This window comes from Streptomyces lacrimifluminis (assembly GCF_014646095.1).
In the GTDB taxonomy this organism is placed as follows: Bacteria; Actinomycetota; Actinomycetes; order Streptomycetales; family Streptomycetaceae; genus Streptomyces; species Streptomyces lacrimifluminis.
In genome coordinates this window covers 46,535-64,642 of sequence record NZ_BMMU01000038.1, presented here as the reverse complement: position 1 = coordinate 64,642, position 18,108 = coordinate 46,535, and the positions used below count along the sequence as shown (strand labels likewise).

Here is an 18,108-nt window from a genome sequence, read left to right as displayed (position 1 = left end):
CGCCGCCACAGTCACTACGAACGCCCCAAATCACCTGTAAACCAGATCAGTTGCTCTCTAAGACCGACATCGAACTGGCGCGAGGGCGTAGCCCAAGAGGCCGCGGAGCTTGCCGCCGGCACCCTGGATCCCGACTGCGCGTGCATGGGAGCCGCCCACCCCTCACCTTGTCCGGTGCCCCGACTGGGCGCGTGCCGACGCCGAGGGCGCCGAGGATCCCGAGGTTGCCGGTTTCGCCCAGGTCCTTCGCCCGCAGGAGCGCGCCAGCCGGGTGGTTCTTCACTTCGGAAGGCCCTGCGGGCATGAGGTTGTGACGCTATTGGCGGTGACGGGGCGACGCCTGCCGCGGCGGCAGAGTCAATGTGATTTGTCGAACGAGTTGCTGAAAGCATGCCAGGGACGCGAGGGCGGGTAGGGCGGCTCCGGCGATACCGGTGAATGTCCGGTCGGCCTGAGCCACGCACAGCGTGACAGCGACGGAGGAGAACAGCAGAACGATGAACCACGAGTGCAAAGCTCGGCGCCGATACAAGGCAGTTCGGAGGATGGAGAGAGACGCCACCATCCAGGGGCCATACACAAGAAGAGGCCACTGAGGGAAGATCCCGCTCTTCGTACCGGACGAAATGTTCTGCAGAGGCCCGTATGCCACCATGGCGCCGAAGACGCTGACCATCGCCACGATGACGGCAACGAATGCGACGATTACGAAGCTGCCAGTCTGTAACCACTTGGGTCGGAGTTTTCGGGCTTGAGTCTTCCGATGCCCGGCAGAAGAGCGTCGGAAGGGCGGAAGCTGCACGGTGATCTGCGCCTGGTGCTCCATCGGGTCGGTGAAGTTGACGCCGTACGGAGACTCGCTGCGAGGTGGCGGCACCGCGGCCGCCTGCTCCGCCGGAACGGCCTCCTGCAAGAGATAGGCAAGTTCCTCAACGGGGTCCCAGCCCGACTCGGGGGGTACCAACGAAGCCCCTGAGTGAAAGGCATCGGCAGGACTACCGTGCCACTCAGTACCCGACCCATATGGAGATGCGTCGGTATGCCATTCACGCCGCACAGAGGAGGGATCCGCATAGTAGTGATTCATGTAAATCCACCCCCGTCATGCGCGGTCCGCGTGACATCCGGACTTTTCCTGGTCGTTCCACCGCTGATTGAGTTCCTCCTGGGCCGCCTCCAGCAGCGTGAGGAACTCGCGGAGCAGGGAGTCGGTAACCTGGAGTTCGACCTGCGCACCGTCCCCGTGCAAGGTGCCACACGACTCAAGCGCCGAGTGTGTCAGACCATGCACGTAAGTGTATTTACTCACTGTCACATCACGGTTCACAGGCAGTTCATCCTTACCCGTGCCGCGGTGGGGCAAGCCATGGGACCTTGCTTTCGTCATATGTCGCTAACGCCACTCCCTCTCCTCCAGATGCGCAGCAAATGAGTGACTTCGGCGCAGGAGAAATATCAAGGAGAGCGTTTCTTAATTAATTCCATCCGCGTCTCGGTCCGCATTTTATGAGTCGAGCGGTTTGTCTTTTCGCATCTCCTTGAGCAAAAAATAGGATTCGTCTCCATCAACTGGCCCGAACAGCGGCCCGGGGTCGACCTCCCACCCAAGCCAATTCGGGACGAATCGGTCATCGCCGAGGCCTCACCACCACGCTTCCGCCGGCGCGGCTTGCTCTGCCGAACGTCACCGGACAGCGTGGCTGACTTGCGAAGGGCCGGATGAACGGCCTGGGCAACGGAAGACGGCAGTTCAGGCTTGGCCTTGCGGCCGAAACAGTTACTCGGATGCGGCTGGTTGGTGGCGACCACGAGTGTCGTCCCCGGGGCGTCCGCATGCTCGACCGCGAACGTGCACGGCTTACCGGACCAGGACCAGGCCCTGGAAGCAGGTCGGCCGTCGTCGCAGCCGCCAGCGGTAGTCCGTACCGTCGACAACGATGCGCCCTTGCGACCCAGTGCCATGACTCCCCCTCGACACCGGGGATGCTGGCGAGACAGGCCCCGAAGGCCGTCTCATTTTCCGTCTCGTTCAGCACAGTTCACGCCGTACAGACGAGACCGAAGCCGATATCCGCTCCCACGGCCGAACGCCCATGAACGCAGGTGATCGGCCCCGTTCGAAGCCCCGACCCCCACCACCACAGTTGGAAAGCGTGTTGGGGCATTGAGGTTGGGCGTGCGACGCACCAAAGCTGGCGCCGCGTGATCAGCTTGGGGTGTGGAGACCATCATCGCCAGCGCCATAGCCGTTCTGGGAACTCTGCTCGGTTCGGGGGTCACTCTGGCGTTCCAGCAGCGCACCACCGACAGGAGCCACCAGTTCACTCGACGCGAGAAGCTCCGACAGGAGCGACTCGACGCCTACTCCGCCTACGCCGGCACGTTGATCAACTATCGCCGCTGCCTGGTCCACCTCTGGTTTTGCGAACACGAGCAGCCGCCACCGGAAGATGCCGACACGGTGCGTATCCGCGCCTACGACTTGCGCTCCAGCGCCCAGGAGGCCCTGTTCCGGGTGCAGATGCTCACGGATGACGAGACGTTGAGCCGGACCGCGGAGGAAGTGCTCGCCGACATCACGGCGCTGCCCAAGGCCAGTAGCAGAGTCGAGCTCGACACTCTCAGAGTGCAGACTCGTGACGACATCAGCCAGCTGGTCAGCACGGGCAAGCAGCACCTCTGAGCCGCTTGCAGAGGCACTGGCCTGCAGGGCCACCAGACCGACCCGAACGCCAACGATGACCGCACCATAAGCGCACCAGTTGGAGCGGGGAACAGCGGGGAATCACGGTGAAAGCCGGCGAGGCCGTCGAGGCCGCGTCCCGATCGTTCGCCCAGGTCAACGCCCGAACCACGCGCAAACGCCCGCAGCTTCCCAAGCTGAGAGTGCGAGTTCGATTCTCGTCACCCGCTCCACGATGAAACCCCAGGTCAGCGACCTGGGGTTTGTTTCTTGTCTAGTCCAATTCGGGGGTTGCGTGCCCTCCGCGTGCCCTCAGGAGGGACGGATTGGCGACCCGGAAGAAACGCCCTAACCGCGCCGCGCGATCAGCGCCGCCACCCCGTCGAGCACGACCCCGAGTCCGAACTCGAAGTCCGCGTCCGGCTCGTCCGCCTGGTCCAGGGCATCGGATTCGAGGACGCGTGTGACGGCAGGGTGGCGTTCGGGGTCGGTAAGGACGGCGAGGGTTCGCTGGTAGCGCCGCAGGACCTCGTCGGGGGCGTGGCCGCTCGCCGTGTACGCGGCATCCAGGTCGGACATCAGCGTCGCCTCGTTGCGCACATAGCCGCTGACCAGCATGATCACGCCGAGTTTCGTGCCCTCGTCGAGCCCGGTGCCGTCGAGGGTCGCGAGGCCGTACTCCATCCACGCCACCGACCTCGGGCTTGCGGGCGGCCCGGAGACAGGGATCCGCAGGAGCCACAGGTTCTCGTGGAAGAACCCGCGCTGCGCCCGCGCCCACCGGGTCAGCCCCGCGCGCCACCCGGCCCCGTCGGGCAGCGGTTCGGGGGGTGCGGGCGTGACCGCCTCCTGCATCAGGATGTAGAGCTCGTCCTTTGCGCCGACGTACCGGTAGAGCGACATGGGCGAGACGGCGAGCTCCTTGGCGACGCGTCCCATCGACACGGCCCCGATGCCCTCGGTGGCCGCGACACCCACCGCTGCGGCCACGATGCGGTCCAGGCTGAGGCCCGGCTTCGGCCCTTTCGAGGGGCGGGCCCTGAAACCCCAGGCCGTCGCGAGGCTCGCGGGCAGGCCGGTGTCCTCGTCCGCCGCCATCCGCGTCGCCTCCCTCTGCGCCCCGGGATCGTTCCTCGGGCCTCCGGCTTGACGCACATTCTAGTTCTGCGTAACCCTTACACGATAACGCGTAAGGGTTACGCAGTAAGTAGTCGTGGAGAGGCGAGGCCATGCCCGACGCACCCGCCATCGAGGCCACCGGCCTTCGCAAGACCTACGGAAAGGTCGAGGTCCTGCGCGGTCTCGACCTGGCGGTGCCGCGCGGCACCGTGCACGCCCTGCTCGGCCCGAACGGCGCGGGCAAGACCACCACCGTCCGCATCCTGGCCACACTCACCGAGGCCGACGCGGGCAGCGCCAGGGTCGCCGGGCACGACCTGCGCACCGAGCGGGCCCGGGCCCGCCGCGCGATCAGCCTCACCGGCCAGTTCGCGGCGCTCGACGAGATGCAGACCGGTGCGGAGAACCTGCGGATGATGGCCCGGCTCACCCGCACCCACGGTGGTGCCCGCACCTCCCGCGCCGCCGCACGCACCCGGGCTGCCGAACTCCTCGACCGCTTCGACCTCGCCGACGCCGCCGACCGCCTGGTCAGGACGTACTCGGGAGGCATGCGACGGCGCCTCGACCTGGCCGCGTCCCTGGTGGGCCAACCCGAAGTGATCTTCCTGGACGAGCCGACCGCGGGCCTCGACCCGCGCAGCCGCCAGGAGCTGTGGAGCGTGGTGCGCGAACTGTCGGCGCGGGGCACGACGGTCTTCCTGACCACCCAGTACCTGGAGGAAGCCGACCGGTTGGCGGACCGTATCGCCGTGCTCCATGGCGGCGAACTGGTCGCCGAGGGCACCTCCGAGGAGCTGAAGCGGCGCGTCGCGGGCCAGCGCCTCGACGTCGTCCTGACCGACCCGGCCGCCTATCTGCGCCTGGTGTCGCAGGCGGTGTACAGCGAGCCCGAGACCCGCACCCTGGGCTTCCTCACCGACGGCGGTGCGCCCCAGGTTCGGGCTCTGCTCGACGCGTTGGACCCCGACGGCACGGTCATCGAACGGTTCTCGCTGCACACGGCGACCCTCGACGACGTCTTCCTGACCCTCACGAAGCCCGCACACCAGGAGCCCAGTCATGTCTGACACACTCATCATGACCGGCCGCTCCGTCCGGCTCAGCCGCCGCAACGTCGACGCCCTGATCATGGCCATGGCGCTCCCGGTGATGCTGCTCCTGATCTTCGTGTACTTCTTCGGCGGAGCCATCAACACCGGTACGGAATACGTCACTTACGTCGTCCCCGGCGTCCTGCTGCTGTGCGCCGGCTTCGGTTCGGCGAGCACCGCCGTGGCCGTCACCGAGGACCTCAAGGGCGGCGTCATCGACCGCTTCCGGTCCCTCGACATCGGCGGCACCCCCATCCTGGCGGGCCACGTCCTCGCCTCCACGGCCCGGAACCTGATCGCCACCGCCCTGGTCTTCGCGCTCGCCTTCGCGATCGGCTTCCGCCCCTCGGCCGGCCCGGGCGGCTGGCTCGCCGCGATCGGCCTCCTGGTGGCCTACATCGCGGCGCTCTCCTGGCTGTCCGCCACGGTCGGCCTGCTCGTCAAGTCCCCCGAGGCAGCCGGGGGTTTCACCTTCTTCGTGAGCTTCCTGCCCTACCCGAGCAGCGCCTTCGTGCCGACCGACACCATGCCGTCCTGGCTCCAGGGCTTCGCCGCCCACCAGCCCGTCACCCATGTCATCGAGGCGGTACGCGGACTGCTGCTCGGGCAGCCGGTGGGCTCGACGGGGTGGGTGGCGCTCGCCTGGTGCACGGGCATCCTCGCCGCCTCGGTGGCCGCTTCGGGAGCGCTGTTCAAGCGGCGTACGGCCTAGGTGTGCTGTCGGGATCGCCGACCCGGCGTCCTCAACGGCAACGGGTGAAGGCAAGCCGGCCTGACAGTTCTCACGGCACCTCGCAGCGACAGGACAGCGCCATTTTCGAGCCTTCAGGAAACCCGCAGGGCACTGAGCCGAGTGGACGTCTGCGTGGAATCCGGCTCGAAGCCGCGCTCACCAAGCGAGCATTGGCCGGCAGTCCCGGCCGGCACGAGTCGAAGTGTTCGCGCTTCGAGAGCGGCACGCGTCCGCTCTCGAAGCGCGACCTTCGTGCGTGGGCCGCTGCTTGTGGCGCACAGAGCACAGCACGGCCGGAGGATCTCGTCTCGACGGCCCGGGGCATCGAGGGCACGTACGTCGAGCGTCGCCGGATGGAGCGCACCGGTCTGAAGCAGGCCCGGAGTCGTCCTCCCCCTGTGTGCCGGTGGCGGACAGAGGCATCCGCCACCGGTCCAGGCCGGCGGTCATCGCCGCGTTGTCGATGTCGTTACCGGGCCGGGGAATGCCTGTGCCTGGGGTCCAGCCGAAAGTCGGGGCAGTCGCGGTTCTGGCATGCACCCGGGCCCCACACGGGAACGAATACGCCGAGGGTCTTGTGGCGGTGGACTGTGACCGGCACGGACTGCTTGCAGGCCGGACACACGTACGCTTCGGGCTTGCGCTTTACTTTGACCATATTTTTACGATATGCCGGTATTGGTGTGCGGGGAAGTGCACCGCCTCCTCGCCGTGAGCGCGGGCGGGGTCAGGCGTCCCGGCCTGGTGAACCGGTGGGGGGCTCCGGGTCATCCACGACAGGCGGTGGGCTGGGCTGCTCGGTGGTCGCGGAGGCGGCCCGCTGTTCGTCGGTCTGTTCCACCACGCCTGTCGGGGTGGGCCTTCTGAGGCTGAGCACCACGGACCCTGCCAGGACGACGACGATGACCGCGAGGCTGATCGGTGAGGGGATTTCCGGGATGCCGGTGCTGATCATCTTGTGGGATGCCTGGAGGATGAGCTTGACGCCGATGAAGGCGAGGATGATCGCCAGGCCCTTGCTCAGGTAGTGGAAGCGGTCCAGGAGGCCGGCGAGCATGAAGTAGAGGGCCCGCAGGCCGAGGATGGCGAACGCGTTGCTGGTGTAGACGATGAAGGCGTCATCACTGACCGCGAGGACGGCCGGGACGCTGTCGACGGCGAAGATCAGGTCGGCTGCCTCGATCGCCGCGACCACCGCGAGCAGCGGGGTCGCCATCCGCTTGCCCGCTTCCTTGACGAAGAACTTCGCCCCGGCGTACTCGTCCCGCACCGGGATGATCTTGCGGAGCATCCGTACGGCGAAGCTCCTGCCCGGGTCGAAGCTCTCCTGCTCGTCCTTGAGGAGTTTGTAGGCGCTGTAGAAGAGGACCGCCGCGAAGGCGAACAGCACAGCGGTGAAGCGGCTGACCACGGCCACGCCGAGGGAGAGGAAGATCCCGCGGAAGACGAGCGCGCCGATGACGCCGAAGAACAGCACGCGGTGCTGGTAGGCGCGGGGCACCTTGAAATACGCGAAGATCACGGCGAAGACGAAGAGGTTGTCGACCGACAGGCTCTTCTCCAGCAGCCAGGCCGTCGTGTACTCGGTGCCGGCCGTGGTGCCGAGGACGAGGAAGACCACCGCGCCGAAGATCAGGGCGAGGCTCACCCACAGGCCGCTCCAGGCGGCTGCCTCCTTGAAGCCGATGACGTGCGCGGTGCGGTGGGACAGCAGGTCCACCGCCAGCGACACGACCACCGTCGCGGCGAACGCCACCCACAGCCAGAGCGGGACCTCGAGCACGCCGAACACCTTCACCATGGCCCGCGCGAAATACGCCGGCCTCTACACAGGAGTGTCCGGCATCGCGCCCCCGGGAGCATGCGGAGCGGGTGAGACCCGGCACAGCCGTACCGCAACCAGCCCTCCGCGCACCCGCTCATCGACCTTCCCGGAAGGTCATCGGCGGGGCTGTCCGCCGGCACCGACGGTCCGGGACTGGAAGACGTCACGGCAGTGCCCGGCAGGTGCTGCTGGACGGCGACGAGCCGACCATGGTGGTCGCCCACAGCACGGCGGCACCATCACCGCGGAAGCCGTGGTGAGCCGTGGCTACGGGTGGAGGCCGGCCTCACCCACGACGCGGACGCCCGTCTCCTCCCCCGGGCGGACGGACAGGGGGCCCGCGACGCGGATGCCGACCGGGGTGTCATGGCCCTGGACGGCCACGGTGACCATGGCGTCGTGGCCGTAGTACGAGACATCGGTGACCGTGCCCCTGACCGAGCCGTCGGAGTCCGTGTCGGTCAGCCTGAGCTGTTCCGGGCGGAGGAGGACTGTGCCGGCGCGGAGCCCGTCGGGCGGGGCGGCGAGGGGCACGGCGCCCAGGGCGGTCAGGGCCGTGCCGGCGCCTTCGACGGTGCCGGGGAGCAGGACGGCGTCGCCGACGAAGCCGGCGATCCAGGGGTCGGCGGGGCGCCGGTAGAGGTCCTGCGGGGTGGCGCACTGCGCGACCCTGCCGTCTCGTACGACGGCGACGAGGTCGGCGGTGGACAGGGCTTCCTGCTGGTCGTGGGTGACGAGGACGGCCGTGGCGCCGGTCGCCCGCAGTGCGGACCGCACGTCCGCCCGTACTCCCGCCCGCAGTGCGCTGTCGAGGGCGTTGAACGGCTCGTCGAGCAGCACGAGCCCGGGTCGCGGGGCGAGCGCGCGGGCCAGGGCGACGCGCTGTTGCTGGCCGCCGGACAGCTCGTGCGGCATGCGGTCGCCGTATCCGGCGAGGCCGACCAGTTCGAGCATCTCGTCCGTGACGCGCCGTCGTTCGGAGCGGTCCGCGCCGGTCAGTCCGAAGGCGACGTTGCGGGCCACGCTCAGGTGTGGGAAGAGGGCGCCTTCCTGGGGCACGATGCCGATGCGGCGCCGCTCCGGCGGGAGGTGGACGCCGGGCCCGCTCAGGAGCCGGTCGCCGAGTCGGACGGTGCCCTCGTCTGCGCGCAGGAATCCGGCGACGATGCGCAGCATGGTGGTCTTGCCGCAGCCGGAGGGGCCGAGGACCGCCGCCAACGCGCCTGCGGGGACGGTGAGTTCGAGGCCGCGCAGGATCGGCTCCCCGGCTCCGTAGGACTTGGTGAGCCCCTCGACGTGCAGTGCGTTCATGTCGTTCATGTCCGGTGCCTGCCTAGGAGGTACGAGGGGACGGCGGCCAGCAGGATCAGCACGGCGGCGTACGGGGCGGCTGCCGCGAAGGATCCGGCGCCGGTCTCGGTCCACAGCCGGGTGGCCAGGGTGTCCATGCCGGTGGGGCGCAGGAGGAGGGTGGCGGGCAGCTCCTTCATGCAGACCACGAAGGTGAGCGCGGCCCCGGCAGCCACGCCCGGGGCGGCCAGCGGCACGGTCACCTCGCGCAGCACCTGCCACGGCCTGCGCCCGAGCGACCGGGCCACGTCCTCCATGACGGGCGCCGACTGGAGCACGGCCGCGCGGGTCGCGGCCACCGCGACGGGGAGGAAGAGGACCGCGTACGCGCAGATCAGCAGCGGGAGTTGCTGGTAGAGCGGGTAGGCGTAGCGCACGGCGAAGAACACCAGGGCGAGCGCGACGGTGATGCCGGGCAGCGCGTGCCCCGCGTACGCCGCCTGCTCCAGCAGACGGGCGCCGCGCCCCCGGTGCCGGGCGGCGATCACCCCGACCGGCAGGGCGAGGACCGTGGTGAGACCGGCGCCCGCCGCCGCGACCCCGAGCGTCGCCCAAGCCGTCTCGGCGAGTCCGCCGAGGTCCCAGGTGGCCGAGGAGCCGACGGCCAGCCAGTACCCGAGGGTGCCCAGCGGGAAGGCGACGGCCACGGCCACCACCGCCGCGCACCACAGCAGGGCGAGCGTCCGCCACCGGCCGAGGGCGAACGGGACCGCCGGGCGTGCGGTGCCCGTACCGGTCCTGGCGTGCCCGGCGCGTCCGCGCGTACGGGCTTCGGCGGCCACCAGCGCGACGGTCATCACGACCAGGACCACGCTGAGGGCGGCGGCCGGTGTCCGGTCGAAGGAGGCGCGGTACGAGGTGTGGATGGCCCGGGTGAAGGTGTCGTACCGCATCAGTGACACCGCGCCGAAGTCGGAGAGTACGTACAGCGCGACGAGCAGCGCCCCGCCCGCGGCAGCCGGGCGCAACTGCGGGAGCGTGACCCGGAGGAAGGTCCGCAGCGGCCCGTGGCCGAGGGAGCGGGCCGCCTCCTCCTGCGCCGGGTCGATGCCTCGCAGCGCGGCGGCGACCGGCAGCTGGACGTAGGGAAAGCTGACCAGCGTCAGGGCGAGCGCGGCGCCGCCGAACCCGGCGAGGTCCGGCTCGGCCGACAGCCAGGCGAACGCGGCGACGTAGCTGGGCACGGCCAGCGGCAGCGTGGCCAGCACCGACCAGGCCCGGGCTCCGGGCAGTGCGGTACGCACGGTCAGCCAGGCCAGTGAGATCCCCAGGACGAGGCAGGCTGCCACGACCGCGACGGTCAGGCCGAGGCTGCGGCCGAGGAGGTCGAGGGTGCGTTTGTCGGCGACGACGTCCCAGGCGAAGGCCGGGCCGCGTTCCAGGGCGCGGACGGCCAGGTAGCCGAGGGGCAGCAGGGCGAACAGGGCGGCCACGCAGGCGGGGACGAGCAGGACCAGGGGTGGCCTGCTGTCGGCCGTACGTGGTTTCCGTGGTGGGCGGGACGGCGTACGTGTCCTTCCGGCCATGGACGGCGATGTGCGCACGGCGGGTCAGACCAGTCCGGCGTCCTGGAGCATGGCCAGTGTCTCCTGGAGGGACTCCAGCCTGCCGAGGTCGATGTCGGGCGACTGGAGCGACTCGAACGGCGGCAGGCCCTCGACGGTGCTGGTGACGCCCGCGGCCAGCGGGTACTCCTTGGTCGTGTCCGCGAAGTAGGTCTGCGCGTCCTTCGACAGCAGGTAGTCCACGGCCTTCTGGGCGGTCTCGCTCTGCCCGCCGTCCTTGAGGATGCCCGCGCCGGCGACGTTGATGAGTGCGCCGGGGTCCTTGCCGGGCAGGAAGTGCAGCTTGGAGTTGACCTTGTCCTCACCCTTCTCGGCGACCCGCTCGTACCAGTAGTAGTGGTTGACCAGGCCGAGGGAGACCTCGCCGGCCTCGACGGCGTCCAGGGTGGCGAGGTTGTGGGCGTAGGTCTTGGAGCCGTTCGCCTTGAGGTCCTCCAGCCACTGGCGGGTGGTGTCGTCGCCCTTGAGGACGCGCATACCGGTGACGAACGCCTGGAAGGAGGCGTTGGTCGGCGCGAAGCCGACCTTGCCCTTCCACTCCGGCTTCACCACGTCGAAGACGCTGTCCGGGACCTCGCCCTCGGTGACTTCGTCCGGGTTGTACGCGATGACGCGGACACGTCCCGAGAGGCCGACCCAGTCACCGTCGGATCCCCGGTACACCTCGTCGACCTGGTCGAGGGTGGCTGCGGGCAGCTTCCGCAGCATGCCCTCCTTGGACAGGGCGCCCAGCGCGCCGGCGTCCTGGGAGAAGAACAGCCCGGCCTTGGTGCGGGCGCCCTCCTCCAGGATCTGGGCGGCGAGTTCCGCGCTGTCGCCGTACCGCACCTCGACCTCGGTACCGACGGCTTTCTCCAACTTGTCCAGAAGTGGCTTGACCAGCTTCTCGTTGCGGCCGGAGTAGATGACGAGGGAGGAGCCGGAGCCGTCGTCCCCGCCGTCCTTGTCGTCGGAGCCGCACGCCGCGAGGGCGGGGAGCAGCAGACCGGCCGCGACCAGCGCGGTCATCCGGCGAACCGAGGGGCGTCGCATGGTGTGCCTTCCTGCGGGGCTCGCCTGAACGCCACCGTGGTCATGTCGGTGGAGAGCTAAGGACGAAGCGATCCTGTGTGTTTGCCATGGCTTGATTATGACCATGTTATGAATAAGGTAAAGCTTACCTAATCGTCAAGGGTTCAGTGCTTAGCGGACGTTGCCGCAGAAAGGGCGCGCCCCGTGCCTTACCCATCCAAGTTCCTCTCGATTCCATCCCCCGGGCGCGCGCCGGTTCCGGCTCCCCACCCGACGGCGACGCCTCGCCCGTCCACTGTCCCGAGCGCGCCTCCGGTGCCGCACGAAGACCCGAACCGCGTACCGTTCGCGCGTGGACTCGCTGCGTACGGCGACCGCGTCGCGCTCATCACGCCGACGGGACAGCTGTCGTACCGCGAGTTGGCCGAGCGGGTGGCCGCGACCGCCGAGCGCCTCGGGCCCGTACGGCGGCTGGTGCTGCTGGCGGGGGCCAATCAGGCCGATGCCCTCATCACCTATCTGGCCGCTCTGTCCGCCGGTCACCCCGCCCTGCTCGTCCCCGGCGACAACGAGAGCACCCTCCGCTCACTGACGGAGGCGTACTCCCCCGACGTGGTGGCACGACCGGATGCCCGCGGGACATGGACCCTCGACGAAAGGCATCCCGAGAGCGCCCACGTCCTCCACCCGGACCTCGCCCTGCTGCTCAGCACCTCCGGCTCCACCGGCTCACCCAAACTGGTCCGCCTCTCGCACGAGAACGTCCAGGCCAACGCCGAGTCCATCGCCGCCTACCTCGACATCACCGACACCGACCGCGCGGCCACCACCCTCCCCATGCACTACTGCTACGGCCTCTCCGTCCTCCACAGCCATCTGCTGCGCGGCGCGGGGCTGATCCTCACCGAACGGTCGGTGTCCGAAGCCGCCTTCTGGGAAGAGTTCCGCGCCGGGCGCGGCACCTCACTGGCAGGAGTGCCGTACACCTTCGACCTGCTCGACCGGGTCGGCTTCGAGCGGATGGAACTGCCGCACCTGCGCCGTGTCACCCAGGCCGGGGGGCGGCTGGCGCCGCAACGCGTGGCCCGGTACGCCGAGTTGGGGCGCAGTTCGGGCTGGCAGCTCTTCGTCATGTACGGCCAGACCGAGGCCACGGCCCGCATGGCCTACCTCCCACCGCACCTGGCCGCCGAGCGTCCCGAGGCCGTCGGCGTGCCGATACCCGGCGGCTCCTTCCGGCTGCGGCCGGTCGACGGACACGGCCCGGACACCGGTGAGCTGGTCTACTCGGGGCCGAACGTGATGCTCGGATACGCCGAGAGCCCGGCCGACCTCGCCCTCGGCCGGACCGTGGAGGAACTGCGCACCGGGGACATCGCCCGGCGCGCGCCCGACGGGCTCTACGAGATCGTGGGCCGCCGCAGCCGCTTCGCGAAGATCCTCGGGCTGCGCATCGACCCCCAGCGCGTCGAGTCCCTCCTGGAGCAGCGCGGGGTCACGGCGTACTGCGCCGGGGACGGGGAGGCGCTCGCGGTCGCCGCACTCGGAGAAACCGGCGACCAGGCACGGATCCGGCGGCTGGTGGCGCAGGAGTGCGGGCTTCCGCCCCGCGCCGTACGGGTCCGGGTCCTCGCCCGGCTCCCTCGCCTGGCCACGGGCAAGCCCGACTACGAGGCCGTTCGGCGACTGACACGCCCGGCGGACGAGGAGGCCCCCTGCCCGGGCCAGGACCTCCGCCGTCTCTACGCGGAGATCCTCGACCACGCCGACGTCACCGAGGACAGCAGCTTCGTCGGCCTCGGCGGTGACTCCCTGTGCTACGTCGAGATGTCCCTGCGCCTGGAGGAGGCCCTGGGCCACCTGCCCGCCGACTGGCACAGGAGGACGATCCGCGAACTGCGAGCCGTGGCGGCGCCCGCCACCGAAGGAACTCAAGGGGCCGCGGACGGCGAGGGCGGGCGGGAACCGCGGCGGGCCCCGCCACCCCCGGGACTCCGCAGGACGCTGCGCGCCTGGACCAGCCCGGAGTCGTGGCGGACCCGCCGCACGCTGGAGACCGGCATCGCGCTGCGCGCCATCGGGATCGTCCTCATCGTCGGCTCGCACATCCAGCTCTTCGAGATCAAGGGCTTCGCCCACGTCCTCATCTGCGCCGCCGGCTACAACTTCGCCCGCTTCCAGCTGACCGACGCCGTACGCCGGGAACGCGTCCGGCACATGTGGCGCGGCATCGCCCGCATCGCGGTACCGAGCATGGCGTGGATCACGGGAGCGGTGCTCCTGACCGACTTCTACGACCCGGCCAACGCCGTACTGCTCAACAGCCTGCTCTCCCCGGGAAACGACCGCTTCGACCGGGCCTACTGGTTCGTGGAGGCCCTGGTCCACTTCCTCGTCGTCCTCGCCGCCCTCATGGCCGTGCCACTGCTGGACCGGCTGGAGCGGCGGTACGCGTTCGGCGTCCCGCTGGCACTCACGGCCATCGGCCTCGTCGGCCGCTACGACCTGCTGGACCTGGCGCCCGCGCGCCCCCACCTGAGCCCGACAGTGGTCTTCTGGTTGTTCACGCTGGGATGGGCGGCCGCCCGAGCCGGCACCGTACGGCAGCGGGCGCTGCTGACGGCGGTGCCGCTGCTCACCGTGCCCGGTCTGTTCCAGGACCAGCCCCTGCGCACCGGCATCGTGATCGTCGGTCTGGGGCTGCTGATCTGGGTACCGGTCCTGCCCAGCCTCCGCCCGCTCAACGCCCTCGCGGGTGTCCTGGCGAGCAGTTCCCTCTACATCTACCTGACGCACTATCAGGTCTATCCCTACCTCCAGGAGGACTTTCCGCTCACCGCCCTGTTCGCCTCCCTCCTGGTCGGCATCGGCTACTCGACGGTCGTGACCCGGGTGACGAGGAGGGTCCGGTGGCTGTGACCGCGACGCTCCGCCACCAGGGGCAGACATGCGCGATCGCGACCGCACATCGAGGTAGCAGCCTGCGGGCCGGGCACCCCGGACACGCCACGAGCTGCGTCGGCGGCCGGCCGCCCTTGCGGTCTCGTCGTGCCCGCCGCGTGCCCGCAAGTCGGCGGTGCAGCTTCCTGGGGTGCCGTGCGTACGGTCGCCCGGACCAGGGACCGCGCCGGCCCGGTTACCGCGTCCGATGAGCGGCGTCGCAGTGGGCAGCGTGGCGGTGCCGTCGGCCTTCCCGCCGGGAGCGGGAGGGCCGACGGCACCTCATGGAGCCTCGGACGGTACGGGGGCTCCGCTAGGAGGCGTCACGCACCGTGCCGGTGAACTCCGGGCCCTCGACCGCCTCCCCGTCCTCGTCGTAGGTCCACAGGCGCAGCCGCAGCGACTCCGTGTCCTCGCTCAGTTCATCGGTGACGGTGGGCACGGACATGTCGATGCTCAGGCTGCCCGCGGGCACTTCGGACATGAGCAGCGTGCCGTCCGGCAGTGCCGCGGACAGGGGGCGCTCGGGATCCGGCGAGGCCCCGAAGTGCTCGTCCAGCCACGTCGCGGGGACGTCCGTCGTGGACAGTTCGGTGCCGTCGGAGACGGGGAGCAGCTGCAGGTCCGTCCACAGGACCACGTCGGCGGTGGCGGAGAGGGTGATCCGCCAGACCAGCGGTTGCCCCTCGGTGACCTGGTCCGCGACCGGTGTCATGGTCACCGTGGGCTGGGGGTCGTCGTTCTGCGCGGTGACGCCGCCCAAGTAGGAGCCGACCACCGCGCCGCGTACGGTCTTGACGGCCACCCGGTGAAGATCGTCGGAGCTATAGCGGGTGTTGCCCTCGACCGTCACCGGCACGTCGACGCGGGTGCCCGCCCTGACCTTCACCGTACGTGCGACCGGGCGGTCGCTGCCCGGCTCGTCCACGAACAGCCGGACCTCGCCGCCGCCCGACCCGGAGACCTGTACCGGCACCTGGTAGGTGCGCGTGCCGGAGTCGCCTTCCATGACGGTCAGGTGGCCGACGTCCACGCGCGCCAGCTGCGCGGGCTCGACGACGGGGGTGCCGGGGCGCCAGCCCTGGGCGTCCACCAGCCATGCCGTCCCGGACTCGGTACGCGGGGTCAGGTGCAGGGTTTTGACGTGGCCGAGGTCGATGCGCTCCCGGATCTCGGCGGACAGCGGTACGCGGACCTCACGCGCCCAGTAGGAGGAGGTGCGGGAGGTGCCCGGCACGCCGTCGACGCGGACCCTGCCGAGGTCCGCCCGCTTGCCGGAGGTGTCGGTGAGGGCGACGTCCAGGTCGGTGCCGGTGGTGTTCGGCGGGACGATCACGCGCAGGCTCAGCGACGTCGCGCCGGGCAGGGAGACCGGGTGAGCGGGGCTGAGTTCGGTGGCGGTGCCGGAGCGGCTCCAGTTCATGGCCAGCGCGTACCGGTCCGGCTCCTCGCCGGGGGTCACCCTGCGCCACTGGGCGAAGTGCGGGGAAGCGGTCAGGAGGTCGGGGTCCAGACAGGAGACGCTCGGGTCCGGGTCCACCTGGGCGCACAGCCGGCCGCCGCTGACCGTGGCGGAGGAGGCGGGAAGGAACACCCCCGAGCGGGCGGCGCCGACGGCGTGGGTGAGGACGCGGGCGGGTCCGGCGGAGGCGGCACGCGCGGGGGACCCGTCGAGCAGCGGGCGGGCCCTGTCATCACCGGCGACGAACAGCCGGGCCGCGGTGGCTATGTACGTCGAGCCCGCCTTCTGCTGCTGCTCGGCGGTGAGCCGGGTGGCGGTGCCGGGAGAACACAGCGGGTCGTGCTCGTCGCCGCCGTAGGAGAAGTCGTCGGAGGCCGGTGCCGTGGCCTGGCCGGGGGTCCACTCGCTGTTGAAGTAGTTGTGGTTCGCGCCCGTCATGTAGACCGCGCTGTGCAGGGCCTTGCCGCGGCTGACCCCTCGGGTGCCGTCGACGTAGAGCTCGCCCTGGAGGTCGATGACGTCTCCGTCGCAGCCCGGCAGGATCGTCACCGACGGCACGTCGGGTGCGGGGTTCTGGCCGAAGATCGTGGGGCCTATGAGGACGGTTCCGCGTATCGTCCAGCGGGTTTTGCCGTGGTAGCCGTCCTGGTCGGCGGGCGGCGGGGTGAGGCTGTCCAGCGCGGCCCGGTCGGCGCCCTCACCGCCACGGGAGTGGCCCACCAGGAGCACACGGCCGAGGTCGGCGCGGGGCACCCGTCGTACGACCTCGGGGGCCGTGGACGGGTCGGCGGCCCAGTCCGCCCAGTGGGCCAGGTGCAGCCGTATCAGCGAGGAGCGGGCCTGGGCGCCGGCGTCGTCGGCCTGCCAGTCCTGGGCGTTGACGGAGTTGGCCGAGATCGAGACCGTCACATAGCCCTGGGAGGCCAGGAGTCGCTGGTCGTGCAGGTAACCGCGGTAGCTCGGCACCGACTCGTAGTCGGCCGGGCACGGCCACTCCAGGGTTGCGTCGTCGCCCTTGAAGCAGGTCACGTGGCGCCCGTGGAGGAACAGTGCCAGCGGGCGGCTGCCGGTGGCGTCCTCCGGCGCGACCACCACGGCCTTCATCTCCACCTCGGTGTCGTAGCCGGGCAGGTGGACCGATGGCAGGGAGTACTCACCGCTGGTCGTACGGAACGAGCCGGGCACGCCGGGGTCGACCTTGTTCACGGTCCCCGCCTGGGGCAGGCGCGACGGACTTGACGATCTGTCGGGTCTCCGGCGCTCACGGGCCGCGTCGTTCGCTCCGGCCGCGTCCAGACGGCGGCCCGCGGCCTCGACCCGCAGGTCGTCCGTCCTTCCGAGGCGCACCCCGTCGAGCGGTAGCCGGAAGGTGCGCCCGTCCGCGGCGGGTCTGGGGATGCCCAACAGGCGTTCCCCGCTGCGGAACTCGACCTGGGCATCGCCCACCGGCACCTTCTCGGGCGAGCGCCACACCAGCTCTGCCGACTCACCGGAGCCGGTGGTCAGCCAGCCTTCGGGAAGTCCCGGAGACGCGGGAGCGGACGGCTGCCCGGACTCCGGTTCCGGCGCCGCCAACGCCGCCCCCGGCGCCGCCAGCGCCAGCGCGAGGGCCGCTGCCACAGCGGCCGTCACGCGCGAGACACGGATCACTTCTGTTCCTCCTCATGTTCAGCGCCCCGAGAACCCCACGGGCTCCGGGCTCCCCCGACGCACCAAATGCAACACATCCGATCACCCTGTCGCCTCCTCGCACAGCATTCGCACAACTTCCGTCCCTTTCGGGCAACAGAGCACGTGTAACCAGGGGCAGTTGGTCAGTCGGCGCGCCAACGTCCGTGCACGTGAAGGGTGTTCACTGATCCCCAGTCGCGGGGGTGCGGCGGCGTGCCCGCGCGCTAGGTGGCGCAGGGTCTGGGCTTGCTGATGGTGGGCCCACCACACCCGAGTTGCAGGGGCTCACTCCGCTGCACCGCGACCGGGACTTCGAGCGCGTCGCCGCCGTCACCGGCCAGGCACTCCCGTGGTACTGCCAGGGAGTCGGCAAGCAAACCAGGACGGGCAAGGGCTGCGGCGGAGGGCTGTGCGCCGGCGGAGCGCTCGCCGAACTGGGCAGCCGCACCAGCCGAGCCAAGCGCGGGGCCCCTCCGCTCAGGCACCCTGCCCCCTGCGCTTCGAAGCCGTGCCCACAGCGTGCCCAACAGACCGGACGACCACGGTCAGCAACGGTGCCACCGCGCCCGGGCGACGACACCGGTGCGATGAATCTCCGCAGATCACCTAGTACTCGGCAGGTCGGTGACGCGCGGTACACACGGCAAGTGGCCAA

The 18,108-nt window shown here is 70.2% G+C and carries 12 protein-coding genes and 2 pseudogenes; 6 read left to right on the top strand and 8 right to left on the bottom strand.

The annotated features are described in order from the left end of the window. Positions 1 to 316 precede the first annotated feature (316 nt). Positions 317 to 913, bottom strand: coding sequence for a hypothetical protein (locus IEY89_RS35405; RefSeq protein ID WP_229695601.1), 597 nt, complete (start codon positions 911 to 913; stop codon positions 317 to 319). A gap of 189 nt (positions 914 to 1,102) precedes the next feature. After that, on the bottom strand, positions 1,103 to 1,249 hold the full coding sequence (locus IEY89_RS41180) for a hypothetical protein (RefSeq protein WP_229695600.1): 147 nt from the start codon (positions 1,247 to 1,249) through the stop codon (positions 1,103 to 1,105). Between the two features lie 969 nt (positions 1,250 to 2,218). Here IEY89_RS41180 and kilB point away from each other — a divergent pair. Beyond that, positions 2,219 to 2,683, top strand: a complete 465-nt coding sequence (kilB, locus tag IEY89_RS35400) for a plasmid transfer protein KilB (protein ID WP_189151641.1) — start codon at positions 2,219 to 2,221, stop codon at positions 2,681 to 2,683. A 348-nt stretch (positions 2,684 to 3,031) separates the two neighbouring features. On the opposite strand, the gene IEY89_RS35395 is transcribed toward kilB, so the two are convergent. Next, positions 3,032 to 3,781 (bottom strand): TetR/AcrR family transcriptional regulator, encoded by a 750-nt coding sequence (locus IEY89_RS35395; RefSeq protein ID WP_189151640.1) that lies wholly within the window; start codon positions 3,779 to 3,781, stop codon positions 3,032 to 3,034. 131 nt (positions 3,782 to 3,912) lie between these two features. On the opposite strand from IEY89_RS35395, the gene IEY89_RS35390 reads away from it, so the two are divergent. The 3 genes and pseudogenes from IEY89_RS35390 to IEY89_RS42085 all read left to right on the top strand — a co-directional run. After that, positions 3,913 to 4,872, top strand: a complete 960-nt coding sequence (locus IEY89_RS35390; protein ID WP_189151639.1) for an ABC transporter ATP-binding protein — start codon at positions 3,913 to 3,915, stop codon at positions 4,870 to 4,872. Next, complete coding sequence (locus tag IEY89_RS35385) at positions 4,865 to 5,608, top strand: ABC transporter permease (protein WP_189151638.1); 744 nt, start codon at positions 4,865 to 4,867, stop codon at positions 5,606 to 5,608. The genes IEY89_RS35390 and IEY89_RS35385 overlap by 8 nt, the downstream gene beginning before the upstream one ends. Further along, positions 5,524 to 5,862, top strand: a pseudogene (locus IEY89_RS42085) (hypothetical protein); the annotation flags it as partial. The gene IEY89_RS35385 and the pseudogene IEY89_RS42085, both read left to right, overlap by 85 nt. A 494-nt stretch (positions 5,863 to 6,356) precedes the next feature. Here IEY89_RS42085 and IEY89_RS35380 read toward each other — a convergent pair. From IEY89_RS35380 to IEY89_RS35365, 4 genes are all read right to left on the bottom strand, one after another. Continuing rightward, the gene (locus IEY89_RS35380) at positions 6,357 to 7,412 is read right to left on the bottom strand and encodes a TerC family protein (RefSeq protein ID WP_189151637.1); all 1,056 of its coding nucleotides are present in this window, start codon (positions 7,410 to 7,412) and stop codon (positions 6,357 to 6,359) included. 309 nt (positions 7,413 to 7,721) lie between these two features. Next, complete coding sequence (locus IEY89_RS35375; protein ID WP_189151645.1) at positions 7,722 to 8,765, bottom strand: ABC transporter ATP-binding protein; 1,044 nt, start codon at positions 8,763 to 8,765, stop codon at positions 7,722 to 7,724. 5 nt (positions 8,766 to 8,770) lie between these two features. Further along, the gene (locus IEY89_RS35370) at positions 8,771 to 10,330 is read right to left on the bottom strand and encodes an ABC transporter permease (RefSeq protein WP_189151636.1); all 1,560 of its coding nucleotides are present in this window, start codon (positions 10,328 to 10,330) and stop codon (positions 8,771 to 8,773) included. A gap of 24 nt (positions 10,331 to 10,354) precedes the next feature. After that, positions 10,355 to 11,401 (bottom strand): iron ABC transporter substrate-binding protein, encoded by a 1,047-nt coding sequence (locus tag IEY89_RS35365; RefSeq protein WP_189151635.1) that lies wholly within the window; start codon positions 11,399 to 11,401, stop codon positions 10,355 to 10,357. A gap of 294 nt (positions 11,402 to 11,695) precedes the next feature. Here IEY89_RS35365 and IEY89_RS35360 point away from each other — a divergent pair, with 294 nt between their 5' ends. Further along, positions 11,696 to 14,299 (top strand): AMP-binding protein, encoded by a 2,604-nt coding sequence (locus IEY89_RS35360; RefSeq protein ID WP_189151634.1) that lies wholly within the window; start codon positions 11,696 to 11,698, stop codon positions 14,297 to 14,299. 334 nt (positions 14,300 to 14,633) lie between these two features. On the opposite strand, the gene IEY89_RS35355 is transcribed toward IEY89_RS35360, so the two are convergent. Next, positions 14,634 to 17,432 carry a hypothetical protein gene (locus IEY89_RS35355; protein ID WP_189151633.1) on the bottom strand — a complete coding sequence of 933 codons (2,799 nt, stop codon included), beginning with the start codon at positions 17,430 to 17,432 and terminating at the stop codon, positions 14,634 to 14,636. 287 nt (positions 17,433 to 17,719) lie between these two features. Here IEY89_RS35355 and IEY89_RS41170 point away from each other — a divergent pair. Beyond that, positions 17,720 to 17,827 (top strand): annotated as a pseudogene (locus tag IEY89_RS41170) (PIN domain nuclease); the annotation flags it as partial. Positions 17,828 to 18,108: the final 281 nt, after the last annotated feature.